The organism is Paenibacillus sp. FSL R7-0026, assembly GCF_038004485.1.
GTDB classification, from domain to species: Bacteria; Bacillota; Bacilli; order Paenibacillales; family Paenibacillaceae; genus Paenibacillus; species Paenibacillus xylanexedens_A.
On the sequence record NZ_JBBORG010000001.1, the window covers coordinates 5334555 to 5354645 of the forward strand.

At 44.2% G+C, this 20091-nt stretch carries 18 protein-coding genes; 9 read left to right on the forward strand and 9 right to left on the reverse strand.

The window, feature by feature from the left end:
- Positions 1–260 precede the first annotated feature (260 nt).
- Complete coding sequence (locus MKY44_RS23300; RefSeq protein WP_341008808.1) at positions 261–1907, forward strand: RNA polymerase sigma factor; 1647 nt, start codon at positions 261–263, stop codon at positions 1905–1907.
- Between the two features lie 659 nt (positions 1908–2566).
- Positions 2567–3805, forward strand: a complete 1239-nt coding sequence (locus tag MKY44_RS23305) for an RNA polymerase sigma factor (protein WP_341008810.1) — start codon at positions 2567–2569, stop codon at positions 3803–3805.
- Between the two features lie 328 nt (positions 3806–4133).
- On the opposite strand, the gene MKY44_RS23310 is transcribed toward MKY44_RS23305, so the two are convergent.
- Positions 4134–4799 carry a Type 1 glutamine amidotransferase-like domain-containing protein gene (locus MKY44_RS23310; protein WP_341008811.1) on the reverse strand — a complete coding sequence of 222 codons (666 nt, stop codon included), beginning with the start codon at positions 4797–4799 and terminating at the stop codon, positions 4134–4136.
- Between the two features lie 140 nt (positions 4800–4939).
- Positions 4940–5500 carry a GNAT family N-acetyltransferase gene (locus tag MKY44_RS23315; RefSeq protein WP_341008812.1) on the reverse strand — a complete coding sequence of 187 codons (561 nt, stop codon included), beginning with the start codon at positions 5498–5500 and terminating at the stop codon, positions 4940–4942.
- A gap of 540 nt (positions 5501–6040) precedes the next feature.
- Here MKY44_RS23315 and MKY44_RS23320 point away from each other — a divergent pair.
- Positions 6041–6823, forward strand: coding sequence for a hypothetical protein (locus MKY44_RS23320; protein WP_341008814.1), 783 nt, complete (start codon positions 6041–6043; stop codon positions 6821–6823).
- Positions 6824–6964: 141 nt separating this feature from the next.
- Here the strand turns inward: MKY44_RS23320 and MKY44_RS23325 are convergent, their stop codons facing one another.
- Both MKY44_RS23325 and MKY44_RS23330 read right to left on the reverse strand, forming a co-directional pair.
- Positions 6965–8500 (reverse strand): helicase DnaB, encoded by a 1536-nt coding sequence (locus MKY44_RS23325; RefSeq protein ID WP_074096359.1) that lies wholly within the window; start codon positions 8498–8500, stop codon positions 6965–6967.
- A 384-nt stretch (positions 8501–8884) separates the two neighbouring features.
- Positions 8885–9178, reverse strand: a complete 294-nt coding sequence (locus MKY44_RS23330) for a YuiB family protein (protein ID WP_341008815.1) — start codon at positions 9176–9178, stop codon at positions 8885–8887.
- A gap of 412 nt (positions 9179–9590) precedes the next feature.
- On the opposite strand from MKY44_RS23330, the gene hemQ reads away from it, so the two are divergent.
- Entirely contained in the window at positions 9591–10337 is a 747-nt protein-coding gene (gene hemQ / locus MKY44_RS23335) for a hydrogen peroxide-dependent heme synthase (protein ID WP_149846789.1), read from the forward strand.
- A gap of 302 nt (positions 10338–10639) precedes the next feature.
- Here hemQ and MKY44_RS23340 read toward each other — a convergent pair whose 3' ends face one another.
- Together MKY44_RS23340 and MKY44_RS23345 are read right to left on the reverse strand one after the other, a co-directional pair.
- Positions 10640–10891: a hypothetical protein gene (locus MKY44_RS23340; protein WP_145325111.1), complete on the reverse strand. Its 252-nt coding sequence runs from the start codon at positions 10889–10891 to the stop codon at positions 10640–10642.
- On the reverse strand, positions 10888–12081 hold the full coding sequence (locus tag MKY44_RS23345; protein WP_036673348.1) for an NAD(P)/FAD-dependent oxidoreductase: 1194 nt from the start codon (positions 12079–12081) through the stop codon (positions 10888–10890). Before MKY44_RS23345 ends, MKY44_RS23340 begins: the two co-directional genes overlap by 4 nt.
- A gap of 654 nt (positions 12082–12735) precedes the next feature.
- Here MKY44_RS23345 and MKY44_RS23350 point away from each other — a divergent pair.
- A complete protein-coding gene (locus MKY44_RS23350; protein WP_218639193.1) occupies positions 12736–13710 on the forward strand; it encodes an NAD(P)/FAD-dependent oxidoreductase in 975 nt (324 codons plus the stop codon).
- 76 nt (positions 13711–13786) lie between these two features.
- A complete protein-coding gene (locus tag MKY44_RS23355) occupies positions 13787–14038 on the forward strand; it encodes a hypothetical protein (RefSeq protein ID WP_341008821.1) in 252 nt (83 codons plus the stop codon).
- A gap of 21 nt (positions 14039–14059) precedes the next feature.
- Here MKY44_RS23355 and MKY44_RS23360 read toward each other — a convergent pair whose 3' ends face one another.
- Together MKY44_RS23360 and MKY44_RS23365 are read right to left on the reverse strand one after the other, a co-directional pair.
- Positions 14060–14203, reverse strand: coding sequence for a sporulation histidine kinase inhibitor Sda (locus tag MKY44_RS23360; protein WP_017692430.1), 144 nt, complete (start codon positions 14201–14203; stop codon positions 14060–14062).
- A gap of 355 nt (positions 14204–14558) precedes the next feature.
- Positions 14559–15218, reverse strand: a complete 660-nt coding sequence (locus MKY44_RS23365; protein WP_076253234.1) for a YheC/YheD family protein — start codon at positions 15216–15218, stop codon at positions 14559–14561.
- A 238-nt stretch (positions 15219–15456) separates the two neighbouring features.
- On the opposite strand from MKY44_RS23365, the gene MKY44_RS23370 reads away from it, so the two are divergent.
- Both MKY44_RS23370 and MKY44_RS23375 read left to right on the forward strand, forming a co-directional pair.
- Complete coding sequence (locus MKY44_RS23370) at positions 15457–15711, forward strand: hypothetical protein (protein WP_017692428.1); 255 nt, start codon at positions 15457–15459, stop codon at positions 15709–15711.
- 26 nt (positions 15712–15737) lie between these two features.
- Positions 15738–17267, forward strand: coding sequence for a Ppx/GppA phosphatase family protein (locus MKY44_RS23375; RefSeq protein ID WP_341008823.1), 1530 nt, complete (start codon positions 15738–15740; stop codon positions 17265–17267).
- On the opposite strand, the gene ppk1 is transcribed toward MKY44_RS23375, so the two are convergent.
- The gene (ppk1, locus tag MKY44_RS23380) at positions 17227–19308 is read right to left on the reverse strand and encodes a polyphosphate kinase 1 (protein ID WP_036605760.1); all 2082 of its coding nucleotides are present in this window, start codon (positions 19306–19308) and stop codon (positions 17227–17229) included. The two genes, MKY44_RS23375 and ppk1, sit on opposite strands and share 41 nt — an antisense overlap.
- Before the next feature lie 248 nt (positions 19309–19556).
- On the opposite strand from ppk1, the gene MKY44_RS23385 reads away from it, so the two are divergent.
- The gene (locus MKY44_RS23385) at positions 19557–19784 is read left to right on the forward strand and encodes a hypothetical protein (RefSeq protein ID WP_017692425.1); all 228 of its coding nucleotides are present in this window, start codon (positions 19557–19559) and stop codon (positions 19782–19784) included.
- The last annotated feature ends 307 nt before the right edge of the window (positions 19785–20091 follow it).

Sequence of the window (20091 nt, forward strand, 5' to 3'; positions counted from 1 at the left end):
AGTATCTTTATATACTAAAAGTGAGGTCTTTACATCTAAAGTAATCTTCAACTTGTTTAATTCTTTTCCAATATACTTAACAAAAAGTTCATAACGTCTTTTTAACCATTCAAATAATCTACTCATGATGTTTGTAATTATACATATATGAGCGATCCGGTAGGACGTCCAATTTTTTTTTTGAAATAATCCCAACCTTTATTTCGCCTGGCACACTATATAATTGTCAGGAATTACAGATGCAACTATGGAGGCAAAAAATGGACTCAATTGGTAAAAACGGAAAAGAAGCGGCGGAAGCGATTCGGAGCTATGTCAAACCGATTTTCGGTTTTGCGTTAAACCGGGTCAAGCAGCGGGCCGAGGCGGAGGATCTGGCTCAGGAGATTATGCTGCAGTTGTTAAAATCCTTCTCTGGGGTGCGGGACATTAGAAGCCTCGATGCTTACGTCTGGACGGTTGCCCGATACACTTGGGTCAATTGGTTGAAAAAGCGTGCGCACGCTCCCCAAGCGATCGAAATCAACGGCATGTCCGAACTGTCTGCCGCCCCTTCCCGGGAGCCGCTTGACCGGCTGCTGGTAACCGAAGCTTACCGTGAGCTGCGCCGAGAAGTCGCGTTTCTCTCCGACATCCATCGCCGGATCGTGGTCATGCATTACTACGACGAGCTTAAAATCGGCGATATCGCGATTGCTCTGAACATTCCTGTCAACACGGTGAAGTGGCATTTGAGCGAGGCTAAAAAGAAGTTACGGAAAGGGATGAAACGTATGCGTGCAACAGGAACTTTAAGTGTCAATCCGGTCAGCATGGGGGAAATGGGCCATTCCGGTTCGGCCGGCAGACTGGGCGAAACCAACGATTTTCTTGGACGCGCCTTGGCGCAAAATATCGTTTACGCGGCTTATCACAAGGCGCGTACCGTACATCAAATCGCGGAGGAGCTAGGAATGCCGCCGTCTTTACTGGAAGGCGAAGTCCGGCACCTGGCCGATTACAATTTTCTCATCCAAACCTCTCCCGGCAAATACCAAAGCAATACCATCGTCTGGGACCTCTTCGAGTTGGCCGTAGCCGGTCATCAATTTTGGCAAGATTGCGCCGCCGAAGTGGCCGATGTTCATTTCGACGCGTTAATGGAAGTTCGCCGGCAAGTCGAGGATAGCGGAGTGTACGTTCCGGACGGCGACTATAACTTCCTGCTCTGGACCTTGCTGCCCAAGAACGTCGAGGAGCAATCATGGCGGAGCATGCCGGCGGGCGAAAACTTCGATGCGGTCGCACCAATGCGAAAGGACGGAGGTCAGTATATTGCCTATGCGGCGTTAAACCAGAGCCACAGTTCCGATCCGGGTTTTGATTTGAGTAGTTACGTCACCTTCGGTCCGTCGCTCCGCTACGTCGAAGACACTCCCTTATACTTGTGGCAATTCAATACTTACTGGAGCGACCGCCAGATGGATTGGCGTTTCCTGGAATACCGGAATGTCGAGATTTGTCATGCGTTCCAACAAGGGGAATTGCCCGACAACGAAGAGAACGCCGAGCAATATTCGTTCCTGCTGGAGAAGGGGTACATCCGCAAGACGGAGGAGGGGTACAAGTTCAATGCGGTTTGGATCGACTCTCCGCAAACGTTGGATCGGTTGAACAAGGCAATGCCGGATTTGTCCGCTCTGTATGCGCCTGCTGTCGGCAAGCTCTACGATAAAATGCTCAACCTGTTCCTGCAAAATCAGCCGAAGCATTTGGAGCCGCAGCTTGCTTATATGGTGAGAGGTAACACCGGCGGAGGCCGGCTGGTCGCTTATATTTTGAAGCATTTGATCGATAACGGGAAATTGAAACCGCCGTTGCCACACCAGCAGAAGACGATTTCAACCTGGATGGGGCCGGTCAAGTAAGTCGGTTCGGAAATGTATACGAAGAATAGCCGTTCCCGGGCGGTGGCCATTTTTACACAAAACTCTGTCTTTCCACTCTGTCTGTCCAACGAAGTGATTAGGACATCGCTATTTCACACGGCCCCCTCCTGAACGTATGGAAATGATTAAAAACTACCCATGACGCATGTGCGCCATGGGTAGTTTTTAATCGCAATCGTATCTGCAAGATCTCCCCTTTACCTTACGAATTTTATCTTTCTTGTCCGCAACCAACCGTGAGAGGCCAGGTGCTCCACATACTCAGCAGATCTATTCAGCAAAACTGCCCGTTAGTTGAGTAAAAGCAGCCAATCACAATGATCAGCTGCTTTCTTGTTGTTATTGAGCTAACGTTTCCCGTTAGTTCAATTGGTTGGGGGGTTATAAATTAAAAGATTCCAATCAAGATGAGCTGAATTTGCTTTCCCAGAAAGCCAATACGTTTTTTAAGCTCCTGCATCTCTTTCTCCATTGGTAATCCTCACTTAATACCACATAGCCGAATTGCCTTTACGCTTTGCTTTTTCGGGGTTTAAAAAAAAGTGGAGTGGCGTCGTGTAAAATTATTTTAAAACGATGTGGCTTTTTACCTCCCTTCGGTGTCTAATGAATTGTAAGTTCAGGAGGAGGTATTACTGGTGTCACGAGCTCAAGACAAAAAGAAAATCCCTGTTCTTCCGGAGGATCAGGAGCACATCCAGCATTTCGAAGCCATTTATAATCAATATCGAGATAGAATTCGAAATTATATTGCAGTAAAAACAAATTCGGCAACTGCCGATGACTTAACGCAACAAGCTTTTTTAAAAGCAATGGAAAACTTTCACTTGTTTAAGTATAACTCCAGTATATTTACTTGGCTCTTCAAAATCGCTCAAAATATTGTGAAAAACGAGTATCGCACGAAATCACGAACTAAAGAAATGTTGCACGAAGTAATCGATTTTCAGTCCCAATCGATATCCCTCGATATTGCTAGAGATGTCGATATCCGTCTTGATATTAGTGCTGCATTAGCCCGATTGAATGAATTAGATCAGCAAATCATATCATTGCGTTTTTTCGTCGATTGCACTTTATTGGAAATATCCAAAATCATCGGGATGTCTGAAAGCGCAGTTAAGAACAGACTCTATCGTGCCTTAAACAAACTAAAAAAAGAATTAAAAGAATGGGGTGACATTACAATCATGTCTATTAAAGAATTGATATCAATTGTGGATAAAAGCGAGGCTCCCTCCAAAAATGATGGTATGAACAAGGTATACCATGACTTATTTGAAGAGTTGAAAAGTAATGTAAATCGAATTATTACAATCTATCGTCATCGACCTTCTCAGAAAATCGCTATTGAGATCTATCCGGATCTGCCCACTTTTCATCAAGCAATAAACGAGCCGGATGCGCCCAATTGGTTTATGGGAACCTATGAAGACAATAAAATTAAGATTGTATCCCCACTCAACCCAGGCCCTGAGCATACGTATCAATCGGTACTACGGCACACTATAAGCTTGTTTACAATGTGGTTAGTGAAGGATATTAATCCGTTGGCACCAAAATGGCTTACACACGGTCTCGGCGGGCATGAAGCCAAACAAATGTCACAAGAATATATCGAGTATAGCACCTCCGAATCGATTCAAAATAACGCTGTCCCTAGCTTTCAAGCATTAACAAATGATACCTGGGATTTCGAGAAGATAGGGGGATATGGATTCTCGCACTTGCTCGTAGAATATCTCATCCATTCATACAGTTTAGATGCGCTCAACAAATTCATACGCGATGCCACTGATTTTCAAGGCGCATTTCAAGTATCGGAAACTGAGCTGCATGGGATGTGGGTGCAATATTTAAAATCTAGGCTATGTTAAATTTTGATACTAGTATTTGACCATAACAAAACCACCTTCGAAAAGGTGGTTTTGTTATGGTCTCCCATAGCTCAACAGTACACTATACATTGTTCTATCTAGTACAGCCTTTTAGCACCAATCATTAAACTATCCTGTCCGCTAGTTGAAATCAGCAACTGATCACTTTGATACCCTGCCGACTATAGGTCCTAGGGATATTAAGATTGCATCTGTTTACAAACAGTATTCTAATCATAGAAAGGAGACCTGAGATGATTCGCCTGTTAGCCTTGATTTTATACATCAAAAGGAATTACTTATGTAAGGTCACAGCCACTCACCCTAATTAGAGCGTCTCAACCAACTTCTGAATCTTTGAGTGGGAAATTAAATATACAGGTCCCATTATTTCTATTTTGCCGTCCTTTACACGTATAGCGCTCTCCTGTTCTGCCGCATAAACATCATTCTCTTCAGACAAGGGGAACAGGTAGCCTTGAACAAACGTGGCGTAGTCGCGTTGAGAATGAGATTCATAGGCAAAATGATCAAAACCAATACCATTATAAATGGTACTTGTTTCAACTTCATCAGTGTTATTCAAGCTTAACCATTTTGCAGCCATGTTTAACGCACCGGCGCTGGCACCCATGATAACGGCATCGCTATTCTTAATAACATGCGATAATTCATATTCCGCCAAAAAATCGTTCTGCAAAACAGGATATCCACCACATAAAAAAATGACAGAAGCGTTCTGAATGAATCGCTGGGCATCTTCCTTCTGCATGCGGTAATCAATAAAATGATATTCATCAAAAATAATATTAGCCTGATTCAACCATGTCCATTCAGAAACATCATCAAAGTTAACTTGCTCATCTTTATAACCAGACGGATTAGCACTAATCATAACAAGCGATTTTCTGTCTTGTATATCCTCCTGCAAACAATGGACCAGCTTCTCAGGAAAAAAATGATTAAACCAACTGAAATAGTAGTGAGTTTTCAAACTTAATTACCTCCATATGTATTATTTACATTCACTCATTCTTAACGAAAACATATTATACATGCTAGAAAGATGAACGATTGTTCAGCCACGTTAACAACCTGCTCGTTGGCTTAACAAATCGCATCAGTTAAAGATGCTTACTTTACTAATGCATATATGTTCGTGTCTCTTAATTCACTTCCATCAACAGACAGGTCTTCATTCCTAATAACACCTTCCAGGTCAAACCTCAATCTTTCGGGAATCATCTTGCTTTTTGTGTTTTTGGTGTCACAACGTATTTCTATTCGATTTGCATTCAAATGATTAAAAGCAAAATCAGTGATACCTTGTACAGCTTCAGTCATATAACCTTTCCCACTATACCTAGTATCAATCCAATACCCAATTTCAAACTTTCGAACTTCCCAATCAATGCTATGTAAGCTAGAAGAGGCTATTAATTGCCCGGTATCCTTCAAAAATACAAGTAGCCTTAGGTTTTCTCTACTTAGGAATTTAATATGTGCTTCTCTTATCCCAAGTTCTGAATTATACTCCGTATGCTTTTCCTGAGCCCATTTCATCCAAGGCTTCAACTCTTCAACGGAAGCATTTACAGCTTCACATACTACCTTTCCATCACCTGGTTTAGGCATTCTTATCAGTAGACGCTCTGTAAAAAACTCATCTGGAAAATCAATCATGATAGGATTCATAGACAACCTCTTTTTACATACATTATACAAAATAACCCAATTTATTGATAGTACATTTACCATAACTCTAACCACGTTAAAAAAAGCCCGGTTCTTCCCCCGGGCAACATACATTTTTGTATGGGTTACTTACTTATAAATTTTACCATCTTCTGATGTAATTCCTTCTCGGAACATTGAAAGATACCATTAAATCCTGGGGGTTACGGATCAATTTGTTTAACTGGTCTATTCCATATTGTTGAACAACAAACTCTACAAATAGGAACGAAAACTGAAAACCCTTCATCGTTTCGAAATCCCAGGTATCATTATCTAATTGTTCGAACGTTGGGATCTCTAAATTGTGAATAGACTCTTCTATTGTACCTTCAATAAAGTCGTCCTGAGGATATACTTCAATCGTTACTTTCCGCGATCGATGATAATTCTCTATGATTTCATATATTTACAAATTTATAACGATAAGCAAAGATTGGAATAGTTCTGGAGGGAATCACATCATGTAAATCGACTTTCCAAAATGAAGGAGAGATAATAATGAAATACACCAATGTTTTATTATCAAGCGTAATTGTCTTAGGAAGCATGGGCACGTTATCAACTGCATCATCTTCGTTTCATACTTCTAATAAAGTAGCACACATTGCTGCTGGCTCAACATCTGTGAACTCTTCGACATACCAGAGTATATCTAAGTTTGAAAAAACAATAAGCTCAAACAAAATTGTCTGGAGAGGTGACAACATCACGATAACCGCGAACACCTTAAAGCTAGATGCTGCTGCCGATTTTGAACAAAACATCATTGACACCATTGTAGTTACTCATGGTAAAGAAAAGCACACCCTACAAACGGGAGATTTTGAAGTTAAATTATTGGATATCACTAGTATTGCTCAATCTCCATCGAATGAATGGATTGCTATCCAAGTCGAAAAAAGTGCCGGCAGCAACCTCATTCTCGCGAACCTTAAAACAGGAAAGTACACGATTATAAACGAACGTCTTGAAAAAGCAGGTAAACAAAATGTAGAAACCATTTCATCATATAATTGGTCACCAAAAGAAGACATCATTGCATTTTCTTATGGAAATACGGAGAAAAGCACGCTAGCAATATACGACACTAAGAAAGACAGTGTTGTTTATCTCCCTCGGGCAACCAACTATATTAGCACCGGTTTAATTTTATGGCATAAGAACGGAAAAAGTATGGATTACATTAGTGAGTATCCTTCAGATCAATGGATTCTTTTTAGATACGATACAGAAACCAAAAAAGTTAAGCCTGTAAAAAAAATCACACAAAAAGAATTTTAGCAGTGGTTTAAATTAGATAAATATCCTACGAAATAATAAAAAATTGGATTGGACGGAAAATCGTTTCTTTCGTTCAACTTATATAGCAAAAAGGCGAGTCTCCATTAATCGGAGGACTCGCCTTTGGTTTTATTAAAATATTTAAGAAGTTCCTTTTTGCTTACTCGCTTGCATCTGCTGGGCGAATCTCATCATCTCTTCGAACTCTTCCTCAGATACGGCATCCCCATCGGTGCTTATGTCTTGTACAATCGGAATTTCGGGCTTAGCTTTGGTTCCTTTGCCGTATGTACGGGTACGGGTTCCAGCTGCACCAGCAGCCTGTTTGCCTTTGACCTTGGCCTGATCGCGAATATATTGGACGGCTTTCTCGTAGGAGTTTACCTGCTTGAGCAACATGTTGGAGGCAATGGCCTCAACGAAGTTACGGTTAATCCGCTGCTCTCCGCCAGATACAAGCAATGCCATCAGATAATGAATCAATACATTGATCACTTCACCAGGCAACTTGTAGCTCAGATCAATTTTCTCAAATATATCGATGAGATTGTCGGGTACTGCGCCCGGGAAAAATGTCTGCAACAGACGTGTGTATGGCTCATTGCGCAACATCATATTATATTGATGAATATCACACTTGGTCATAAATTGCGGAGGCACTTCGACGTAATATTCCATCTGCACTCCATGTTCAACAGGTGGTTCACCGGAGTCTTCTTTGCGCTCAGGCTCCTCCATATGCTGTCTCAGTGCCACGACCTTGGCTGCCTGTACAGTTTGTTGCTCATGACGCTTCTTCGTCTGTCTGAACTGCATGCTCGCCTTATGCTGAAGATCATCCAGAATCAGCTGGCCCTGTGGACTAAAGATATCATCTTCATCCAGCAGACGGCATACATCCTGCACACTGAGGTTGAACTTGTTCACGACATAATTCACAATGCCCAGTTGTTCATGATCGAACCGCAACTGTTCAACATGACGGCGATTGACCGACTCCCGCGGAAAACGCAAAATAATGTCGGCATAGTTCAAACTGTTTTCTTCCGCTGCATCATTTGTGCCTGTCCGCTGGGCCGTAGTCGAAACTTCCGACAATGCTTGCTCCAACTCGTAATCAATTACATGGGTATTCAATTCAAATATATCGTAAAAGGGAACGGAAATATTCTCTTTATTGGCTGCCGGATAAGGCGCGTCCCCATTTTCCACTGCCGAGAAACCGGAACGCAAGGAAAGTACGGCGAATTTGCCTATCTTGTCACGAAGCAACAGTGTCAAATGCTGTGTCCGGAAAAACTCTGCCGGAGAAAGCGGCGGTTGCAGCTCATATTCGTAGATGTAATCATCATTTTCCGGTATATATAACCGTGAAGTCTGAAGTAGCCCCACTGCCTCAAGCTTGGATGTCTGCTCTAACATATATTTGCGCCCCTTCTCACTTGGCTCCAAGCCAAGCGTCATGAACAGCCTCCGTTGCTGTTCAAGCGGCGAATAACCGACCTGTTCACCGGGAAGATGCTGAAACAACAGCCGATACAAGCCAACCGCAAAAGCACCTACCATGGGCTGATATGCTCCTGTAAGCATACGGTCATCCAGGGCGCTAAGTCCAAACTCCCTGTATACGCAGTAGCGATGATGTTCAGTATAATGGTGCAGATTCTTCATGCGCATAGCCTGATCTCCTTCTCCCCAAAAGTATGTTTATCTATTCTATCATAAATGTCTGATCCTCAAATGCTCAAAAACAGGTAAAAAGATGGCCTGTTCTCGCTCCGTTTCGTCCTAGGTCGACATCATTCACGTTTTCGCCGAATTCAGCAAATTTCTAAAATAAAATGTCGAGAGCCGCTAGAATACTATAAAAGCTGTAGCCGCAGAATACAAGGGAATATCTGAAGAGAATGTTCTCCAGATGTATATGAAGTACAACTGTACAATAATCCTTCTAATATAAATGAATAGCAAAAAAGCCTTCCCTTTGTACTCGTAAGCGTTTACGACAAAGACAAGACTTTCACGCGATTACAGTGGCATGTGCTACCTCTTTCCAACAATCTAAAACATTCTGTACCCACCCAAACGCAACTTCTGAATCGTCCAGCCACTGATTACCGCACCAGCCAGTCCAGCGATGCCCGTCATATAGTCTACAAGCTGGAAAGAACCCAGATGTGACATCAGAGATGACGACTGATCCCATAGAGAGTACACAACAATAGGCAGAATTACAATAATGAACAGATAGGAAGGAAACCAAGTTGTCTTCATCAGCATGTTCAGAATGAAACCGATACCAAACATCATAACGAAAAATAATACCATCAATACCAACACAGGTATAAATTGCATCGGGCGACATTCACCTCTTCTTTCACACATTCAGGTTTCACTTCTGGATAGTAGTTAGTGTACCGCAAAAAATGTGGCGAAGCAACGAACTTTCTGGACAAATTTCCCTATATTTATACTCTGTTCATTTGCCCTTCTGCTTCATGTTGGGATACAATGTAAACGATAAAGCACTCACCCGTCCCTTATAGTGCGTGTTCAAAAAGACTGGTTTTCAGTACCGAGAAGATGGAATGAAGTTAGAAATGGAGCAGCGGAGCGTAGATAGAGCTACGTGAGTAGCGGACATTTCGGCTGAATGCCATATTCGATGCTGATGATGCCACCAGGCATGATTCGTAATCAAAAGCGGACTTTTTGAACAACCTCTTATAGGGATTTGGAAATATACCTTGCAGGAGGAACACAACCAATGAACGAAGCCGCATCAACACTGGAGGGCTGGTATGCCCTGCATGATTTTCGCTCGATTAACTGGGCCGCCTGGAAAGCAGCAGATGATGAAGAACGCGCTGTAGCACTGGACGAGCTGGAGGAATTCTGGAAGGAATGGAAAGAAGTCGAGAATTCCTCCCAGGGAAGCACGGTCGTTTATACCGTAGTGGGACAAAAGGCTGACCTTTGCATGATGCATCTGCGTGAAACGCTGGAAGATCTGAAGGCTGTAGAGAACGCGTTTAACAAAACGATGTTTGCTCAATACACAACCAAATCGTATTCCTACGTCAGTGTAGTGGAACTGAGCAACTATCTTGGCAAAGAAGGCGAAGACCCGATGCAGAATCCGGAGATTATCGCCCGTCTGAAACCTGTTCTGCCACAACGACAATACATCTGCTTCTATCCGATGAACAAAAAACGTGAGCTGAATGACAACTGGTACATGCTGTCCATGGATGAGCGTCGTACCATGATGCGCAGTCACGGCATGATTGGCCGCAGCTATGCGGGTAAAGTAAAACAGATCATTACCGGCTCTGTCGGTTTCGACGATTGGGAATGGGGCGTTACGCTATTTGCGGATGACGCACTTCAGTTCAAGAAACTTGTCTATGAGATGCGTTTCGATGAAGTTAGCGCCCGTTATGGCGAATTCGGTTCGTTCTATGTGGGAAGTCTGTTGAACGAAGAAACACTGGAAGACATGCTTAAGCTGTAAAAATAGCACAAAGCACAATAAAGCACCGCGACATCTCCTCTAAAGGATATGTCAGCGGTGCTTTATTATCTATCAATATTCTACTACCTCAAGCTTGATTTAGATCTATATTGTTTGAACTATTTATTTACACAAAAACGGAAAGGACAGAAAAAACCTGAAAAAGCGAAGCGTTCGCCTTTATCACCGGATTTTCCCTTTAACAAAAGGGAATCAAAAAAATCTGGGGATAACAGCGATTGGAAGGTTATTCTGTCATTGAAGTGTATGTGTAAACATCTTTAGTTCAACTTATATCGTCTCTAATCTTGCTCCTCATCTACCGCTTTCAGTGATTCGAGAAACTCGGCTGTGGCCCGGTCACGGTCACGACCCTTCTCTTTAAGCCGCTCAATCGCGGGCAAAATGAGAATATCCACTTCTTTCTGCACGATGTAGGCCAGATCATACTGATCCTGTTCCTCCAGATAACCACCGACCTGCATCAGGGCGTTGTATCGATCCAGTTCTTCACGCGTTAATAATCCCCGGACCTGAACACTGCAATGTCTCATCCAAAAAACCGCCCTTTCTTCAGGACTAACGGAATACCACCAATGATGAACAGATAACGCAGATCAACCAGCTTCTTCAACTGAGCTGCTTTCCAGCCCTTGTATTTCTTGCCGCCTACAACGGCAATCGCTTCACCTTTACCCAATGAAGCAACTGTGCCTTTGCTCGTAAATACAAAAGGTTGTGGCTGTTTCTTACGAATGGATGCCACGACGTTCTTCGCACAGTTCACACCTTGTTGCATCGCAATCTGGGCTGTTGGCGGATAAGGCCGTCCTTCCGCGTTGAACACAAGTGAATTATCACCAATGACATAGACATGCTCATGCCCCGGAGCACGCAAGTAGTCATCTACTTTCACACGTCCTCGCATCACTTCAAGACCTGCCTGTTCAAGCAGTGAGTTACCGCGAATACCGCCGGTCCATACGACTGTAGCAGCATCGAGTTTTTCACCCTCACCCACAATAACCCCGTCCGGGAGACATTGCTTGATTGGAACACCAATTTTGAAAGTAACGCCCTTCTTCTTGAGCACATTCATGGCATGTTCTACCAATTCCGGGTCAAATCCAGGTAAGGCCGAAGGCGCTGCCTCTACATTATAGATGTGCACATGTTTCGGATTCACGTCGAACTCCTTGCACAGATGTGGAATACGATCTGCAAGTTCAGCTACGAATTCAACACCACTGAAACCCGCTCCACCTACGACAAACCGAATACGATTTCGTTTGTTATCGTTTTTGTACATCGCAAATTGATATTCGATGTGTTCTCGAATCAGTCTGACCGAGTTAATACTGCGGATTGTCATGGCGTGATCGAGCATCCCCGGAATACCGAAGGTCTCAGGCTCACCGCCTAGTCCAATAATCAGATAATCATAGGATAACGTGCCGTCCTCCAGAATAATCTTCCGATCCTGCAGACGAATCTCCTTCACGGAAGACTTGACCAGATCAATCTTGAACTCATCAATCAGCTTGGAAATGGGCACTCTTGCATGCTCAATGGTATCCGTGCCGGCTGCCGGCATATGTAGATGTGTAGTAATATAATGATAATCATGCCGATTCACCAGTGTGACGTCGGCCTCGTTATAGTTCAATTCCTTCTGCAGCCGCTGGGCTGTCAGAATCCCGCCATAGCCCGCGCCGAGGATGACGATTTTGGGAATACTGCTCATGTCTATACCCCTTCCGGTTTCACTTGCATCAGCCCGATCTTGGGTGAGATGCAAAATGCACATACTTACAAATATTGATGAGGTCTTGCCCATTATGACGACAAATGTTAACTTCGCGAATTTATTTAAACGTTTGCATCAATTTCATAACTCACTAAAAATGGATTTTATGAAACTAGATATCGACATATTGAACTGTTTTGATCTATATCTAGACTTGATTGAAGCAACTAAAGGGTTTATGAAATTGATACGTTTGCACGCAAGTTATCGTTTCAAGTTGTGAAATTAACCACAAGATTCTACAAAACACGGGATCTGTCTTCATATTACATATTGACTCTAAATTAGACAAAAAAACACATAGTACAGGTCAAGGATATCTGTATTTCTAGTAAAGATCAAGGTTTTTTTTGTTATTTTTCATAACCTTTCATTTCCAATTTCATCCTATTCTCATCTGATCTTCATCAATTGTTCCCAGTTTCGTGACGCCGCTAACTTTGCAACCCTGAATACACCGTTTATAATAGGAAAGACAGTTCAGCACCCATGCCGGTTACGATACGTAGCCTGCACATTCTTTCTGTTAACTACCTATTAAAATATGAAAGGTGTTGTTGATTCTTGACTGCACAAAATTCCAGTCATGATATGACTGATTTACTTATTATCGGTGGAGGCCCTGCGGGTCTGTTCGCCGCGTTTTATGGTGGGATGCGTCAGGCATCCGTTACACTGGTTGAAAGTATGCCACAGCTTGGCGGACAGCTTGCCGCTCTTTACCCGGAGAAATACATCTATGATGTAGCCGGATTCCCGAAAGTAACAGCTCAGGAACTGGTGAATAACCTCGTTGAGCAAATGAATCATTTTAACCCGAACATCCGCCTTGAAGAAAAGGTTGTATCGGTGGAGAAAAAGGATGAACAACATTTCATCGTGAAGACGGATGAAAATGAATATCATGCCAAAGCCGTCATTATTACAGCTGGTGTAGGTGCATTCGAACCACGTCGCCTGGAGCTTGAAGGTGCTGCCAAGTTCGAGAAGAGCAACCTGCACTACTTCATCAGTGATCTGAATGCCTTCGCTGGCAAAAAGGTACTGATCAGTGGTGGCGGTGACTCCGCAGTAGACTGGGCACTTATGCTGGAGCCTATCGCTGAGCAAGTGACGCTGATCCATCGCCGGGACAAGTTCCGTGCGCATGAACACAGTGTCGAAAACCTGATGAATTCCAAGGTGAATGTCGTTACACCGACTGAAATCACGGAACTTCATGGGGATGACACCATTACCAAGGTAACCCTTTCCCATGTGAAAACCAAAGAAACTCAGGAAATTGAAGTAGATGACGTGATCGTTAACTTCGGATTTGTCTCTTCTCTCGGACCGATTGCCGAGTGGGGTATCGAAATTGACAGTAACTCCATCGTTGTTGATTCCCGCATGGAAACATCTATTCCAGGAATCTTTGCTGCCGGAGATATCACAACATATCCGGGTAAACTGAAGCTGATCGCTGTCGGATTCGGCGAAGCTCCAACAGCCGTCAACAATGCCAAGGTGTACTTCGATCCGGATGCCAAATTGTCCCCAGGACACAGCAGTAACATGAAACGCTAGTTTTGCTTAAATAACATATATTGATACAAAAAAGGGTATCTTACTCCTGAGTGAATCCATATCAGGAGGGATACCCTTGTCTTATATATGCCCGCTGTGTAACGGTCTGGTTGTACCGGAGCAGGCTTGCCCCCACTGCCTTCAGGGACTGTTAGAATGCGGCAAATTGGATGATTACACCGGACCATACAGCCCCTACGTATTCCAACCTTCCTCTGACACGGCAGACGAAGCCGAAAACGTTTGCAATCATGTGATGTACTGTCACCATTGTCAGACGAGCACGCCATGGCCTGTCTCACTATGGGACTTGTCCGGAAACCTGTAACATTGCCTGCAATGAGGATCTCTAGTGAAGAATGGCAGATACGTCGGTACCCAGTTTGCGCTTATGGATTTCTGCCAACAGCAGTGCGATGAAATCTCGTTCGAGATTCAACTCAATCGCTTTATGGTAGGAATCCAACAACATCTCATCGGATAACATAGCCATTTCCCGCCACAACCTTTCCTTTTTTTTCCTCAAAACTATCATATCAGAGATTCATATAGAGAACAAGCGTTCTTGTTATCCACAACGATATGTGGAAATCCTGTGCATAGTTTGTTGATAAATGGAAAAAATACAGAGTAATCAACGTGTATAGTGTGGACAATATTTATGCACAGGAAGTTTGTACTACTGTCAGAACGTTTATGAGCGTATTTTTTTTGGAATAAATTCATAGTTTCAAGACTTGTTGCGAGTAAATTACCCCGTAATGTAAAATTTCAAACGGTTTTCATACCGTTTTCTTCTATATATTATCGGTTTTTCTTGAATTTTCTTGAGTTTTCCCATTCATTTTCTATTGGGGTCTGGTATTCACTTCCAGAATCCAGATCTTGCCTGAATAATCCAGTCCATAATCAAATCCAAGCTGACCTACACCAGGGAACTGACTTTCCATAATGTACGTACATGTCAGTGTAAGGGAACGCATCTCCCGGCGTTTGTGCCGACCGGATATATGTGGCAGGGATAAACCAAGAGCTCGCCTTCCTGATAACATGGTGCCACCCTTGCTCAGATTCGTCACACAGAGTCCGGGACGAGCGAGTCGTCCTACTAATGAACGGAATACCCAGCCTCGTTGGGTTTTGACAACTTTGACTCTGTAATCAACCGGTCTCCCTTGAATTGTTGCCAGATGAATGCCTTGCTGGATCAAGTACTTGCGTCTAGCCTTTACACGCACCAAAGAGCGATACATCTGGCTGAAACTGGCGAAAGAACGGGTCGTTTTCATATGGGTGTATCGATAAGCCCCACCGCTCGCCGATACCCGGATGACACCGTAACCTCCGCCTCCTACAATAGGTTTGACATACACCATTCCATAACGACTGAGCATTTGCAGCAGATTACCCGAGTTGAATGCTTTGGTCTGTGGGATATGGACAGCAGCTACCGGGTATTTCATCAGAGCTGCTGTCTTCCGCCATTTGCTTGCAAGTTGTCTCGACATGGGTTGATCTCCTTCCTTGAAACAATAGTCCTTCCTTATACATACTCAACAGAAGCCTTGCTTTCTTGGATGTTTGTCCGCGGCAAGGGCCCCTTTTCCATGTAACCTGTCCCAGGGGAGATGGCGGAAACGGGAACAAGCGCCCAGTTTACTTTTCAAACAAGTCAATCTGTCGTATGCTACTAAGGAATGGCTTGGAAGGGCTTAAATATGAGGATCTAAGGAGCGTTCAGAACAAATGGAAGCATTTTTTAAATCACTTTATGGCGTAGCCTATTTTGCAATGTCGATCGTTCTCGTAGCTGTTACGGTACTTCTTTTTGTCACAGGTATTCGACTGTTTATGCAAAAGCGTAATCGCGGCTTTGCCGTGAGTTGTCTTATATTTGCCTGTTTCATCGTCTTTATCATTGTTGTTATGTTAACTACGCCCTTCTCTGCCACACCACCGGGTTCACCGGAAGCCATGGCTGCCCTTCTTCACTTCGGGTAGTTGAACCTCTGTAGAAGGAGATGCTTATGACACGTACTAATGAAACCTTAGGAATTATTGATATCGGCTCGAACTCCATTCGTCTAGTTATCTATGAACTGGACCAGGACGAAGCCTATCGCATCATTCATGAAGACAAATACGCCGCTCGTCTGAGCAGCGTTGTTGAGTCTGATGGAACCATTCTGCGCCATTCTCTGGATAAAGCCATCACCATCTTGAGTCAATTCAAAGCGACCTGTGAAGCGTATCAGACTAAACTGATTCGCGCAGCAGCTACCGCAGCCATTCGTAATGCAAGCAATGTCCTGGAGATTATTGAATGGCTGGAGACAGAGACGGGGCTTACCATTGAATGTGTATCGGGAGATCGGGAGGCCTATTATGGGTTCCTTGGTGTCACTCAATCCATTGATCTGGCAGACGGTTACGTCGTGGATATTGGAGGCGGCAGCACAGAGATCACGGTCTTTCGGGATCGGAAAAGGTTACATAGCATCTCCCTCCCTATTGGTGCAGTGAATTCACATGCCCGTTACGGGGGCGAAGATCAGTGGACCGAGGAAAATGCAAATGCATTATGCAACGAAGTCATTGAGGCTCTCCGTGGACAGGATTGGATTCGTGAGCATCCCGGTCTGCCACTCATCGGACTTGGTGGCACAATGCGTACACTCGCCAAAGTGGAACAGAAGCGTACCCAGTATTCTTTGCCTGTGAGCCATCATTATGAGATCAGTGAGGAAGCGATGGAGAACATTGCTCGCTCCTTGCCACATCTCACCTCAGCACAGCGCAAAAAGGTACCTGGGCTCGCCAAAGATCGCGCAGACATCATTGTGCCCGGCGTACTGATCCTGCGAACTGTCTTCCAGTTAATACAGGGAGATCGTTATGTGGTTAGTGGCGCGGGTCTACGAGACGGGTTGTTGCGTGATTACATGGCTGGAGGTCAGCCGGTCGTTCCAGACGCGCTGAAGGACAGTATCCGCAACTTTATCCATTTTGGTCCGCCTATTCCAGAGAAACGTCTGCAACGGATTCATCAGGATATGGTTACCCTGTATACGGCATTACAAGGTACCCCTCCTGATCAAGCAGATGCCCGAATCCTGTATGCATCCTCCATGCTGCACATGGCAGGTAAGCAGATTAACTATTTCCGTTATACACAGCACTCGGCCTATTGGATCATGAATTCAAGCATCTATGGACTTTCTCATCGGGAGACCATTCTAAGTGCCAGTGCAGCTGATTATCATCCCAAAAAAAGAACGCCCCAGCTGCTGAATAAGCACCGGGACATTCTGAAAAACTCGGATGAGCGGCATGCTCATCGTTTAGGCTCTCTGCTGCGAGTAGCCGAAGCCATCAATCGATCCGAAAGCATTGCTGCGATTGAAGCAACAAAAGAAAACGACTCGCTGCAGGTGCAATTCACCTGTACAGCTGAGCCGTTACTGGAACTTGATGGCCTGGAAGAGGCCGTCAAGGATCTGAAGGAAGCCTGGGGAGTTACGTTAACGCACTCCATTCAGCAGGCTTCCAAGGGATAATACCCATGGCCTCCGTCTGACTTCTCAGCGGGGGCTTTTCATTTTCTACAAACACATAATTGCCACCAGGCATAAGTTGTCTCGCTTTGACATTATCCATAAGGGACAGATTAAGGATATCCACCAGCATCTTTTTCAGCTCTGGATCAAATACGGGACACATCAGTTCAATTCTTCGATTCAGGTTACGTGTCATCCAGTCTGCACTGGAGATGAATACATCGGGGTTGCCGCTATTTTCAAAATAAAACAACCGTGAATGCTCCAGAAAACGATCCACAATGCTAATGACCCGAATATTCTCACTGAGTCCCTCTACCCCCGGGCGCAGACAACATACCCCACGCACAATCAGATCGATCTGCACGCCGGCTTGAGAAGCCTCGTATAATTCATCAATCATTTCCTGATGGGATAAGGAGTTGATCTTGGCAATGATTCTGGAAGGTTTGCCTTTCAGCGCATGCTCTGTTTCTCTACGAATCAGTGCAAAGAGTTCATCCTTCATCCCATCCGGAGCTACACGGAACGCCTGCAATGCCTTCGGACCGGAGTATCCGGTAATCTCATTGAACAATTCGGATGCATCTTCCCCAATAATCGGATTGGAGGTGAACAGTCCCACGTCCGTATAAACTTTGGCTGTACTCTCATTATAGTTACCGGTTCCTACATGAACATAACGTCTCAGCCCCTGCTGCTCCCTGCGTACGACAAGAATGATTTTGGCATGGGTCTTCAGCCCAACCAGTCCATATACCACGTGACAACCGGCCTTCTCCAGCTTACGGGCCCAAGCAATGTTGCGCTCTTCATCAAACCGGGCTTTCAGTTCCACCACCACCGTGACCTGCTTACCACTCTCAGCGGCAAGAGCAAGTGCCGGAATAAGGCGTGAATCGCCATTGACCCGATATAAAGTCATCTTGATCGCCAGAACTCTTGGATCTTCCGAAGCCTCCAATATAAAATCAGTGACTGGTTCAAACGATTCGTATGGATGATGCACCAGTACATCACGTTTGCGCAGCAGCTCAAAATGACTTTCTCTTGGCAAAAACTCAAGTGGGTAGACTGGCTTCACCGGACTGTATTTCAGATGTGAGAAACTTTCCAGACTGTCCACGAATCCCGCCAGAAAACTCAGATCAAGTGGTCCATCAATTTCATATACCGGGTCCTGAATATCAAATTCATCCTGCAATTCCAATAAGGCATCCGGACGAAAATCCTTGCAGACTTCCAGTCGTACAGGAGCCCCGCGGCGTCTGCGGCGCAATTCTTTTTCAATAGCCTCAAGCAGATCTTCCGCTTCTTCTTCATTAATGAACAGATCCGCATTACGGGTCACCCGGAATTCCTGTGCAGCAAGCGAGATATATCCGCTGAAGAGCGTATGGATATGATGTTTGATAAGATCTTCAATCAGTATGAATGTTTTCTTTTTGCTATTCGCCCGAATGGGAGCCTGAACTACTCGTGGCAGATTGGAAGGTACCTGAACAATAGCCATAAATGGCTCGCCCTCTTGCTCCCCTTCCTTCTGAAGCATCACGGACAGGTAGACAGACTTGTTGTGTACCAGTGGAAACGGACGACTCTGGTCAATCGCCATCGGTGTGAGTACCGGAAAAATAATTTCATGAAAGTACTGGTCCATTGCGCGCTGCTGTGTCACATTAAGATCTGTATATTCCTGAATGTTCACGCCTTTCTTGGCGAGTAGACGAATGAGTTCACGATACGTTTTATACTGTTCGGCGACCATGGTCCCGGTTCGTTTGATCAATCTGCGGTACAATCCCGAAGGCGTGTATCCTGTAAAATCTTTTTGCGTGAATCCGGCCTTGATCTTCTCTTTTGTCTCCGCCACCCTTACACTGACGAACTCGTCCAGATTACTAGCGACAATGCCGAGAAATCTCATGCGTTCCAGCAGAGGCGTTGTTGGATCCTGGGCCTCCTGAAGTACGCGCCGATTAAATTCAACCCAACTCAAATCACGATTAACGTAGTTGCCTGTTTTGACGTCTCTATGCATGTATGGCCTCCGAATGTGTTGCATATCTATTCTTGGTTAGAAGTTCTCATATAATTGTACTATTCGTAATCAACATCAAGCGTCAGCGCAGTGTAAACGCTACGTAAAATTTATGTAAATGATACCTCATGGGCGCAACTTTTTCCATCCCTTTACAAAGGTCAATAGACAGAGTAAAGTGAAGTACAGTGTGATTTGGTCCGGTTGCTTGTTCTCATTCCAAATATATAAGATTAAAGGAGTATATAATGAAATCCAACAAACCTAGAACGTTACAAAAAAATATAGAGTTTTTCACGGCTGCACTATCCCAATGTATGGTAAGCGCATGGCAGGAAGACCCGGCTGGCGTCTATTGCGAGGTCGGTTGTGGCATTGTGGAGCGGATCAGTGAAGACAGTGTGCGCATTCGAAATAATGACGGAACCAAGAGCCATTATGCACGAGATATCACGATGTTCCAGACTGAAAAATAATTTGGCTTAAATACGAAAAAAGACTAGCTTTCCGAAACAAGGTGTTGTATACTCTTGCCACAAGGAAAGGAGGTGCGTCAACATTTCTAATGTCATGTTGAACGTGTCCCTTACCCGATCCACTAGCTCAAATTAAAAGAGTCTGGTGGAGGCGCGGGATACGGATCAATGTTTCAAAAAGCGCCACGGGTAGAAAAGCCGTCTTCGGACGGCTTTTTGTTTTCTCATTTTCTGTAGAGAGGTTGAGAAAACACCCAAAATATTGGAAATGGACCCTTTAGTAGAGCAAACCAGGATGGCTATAATT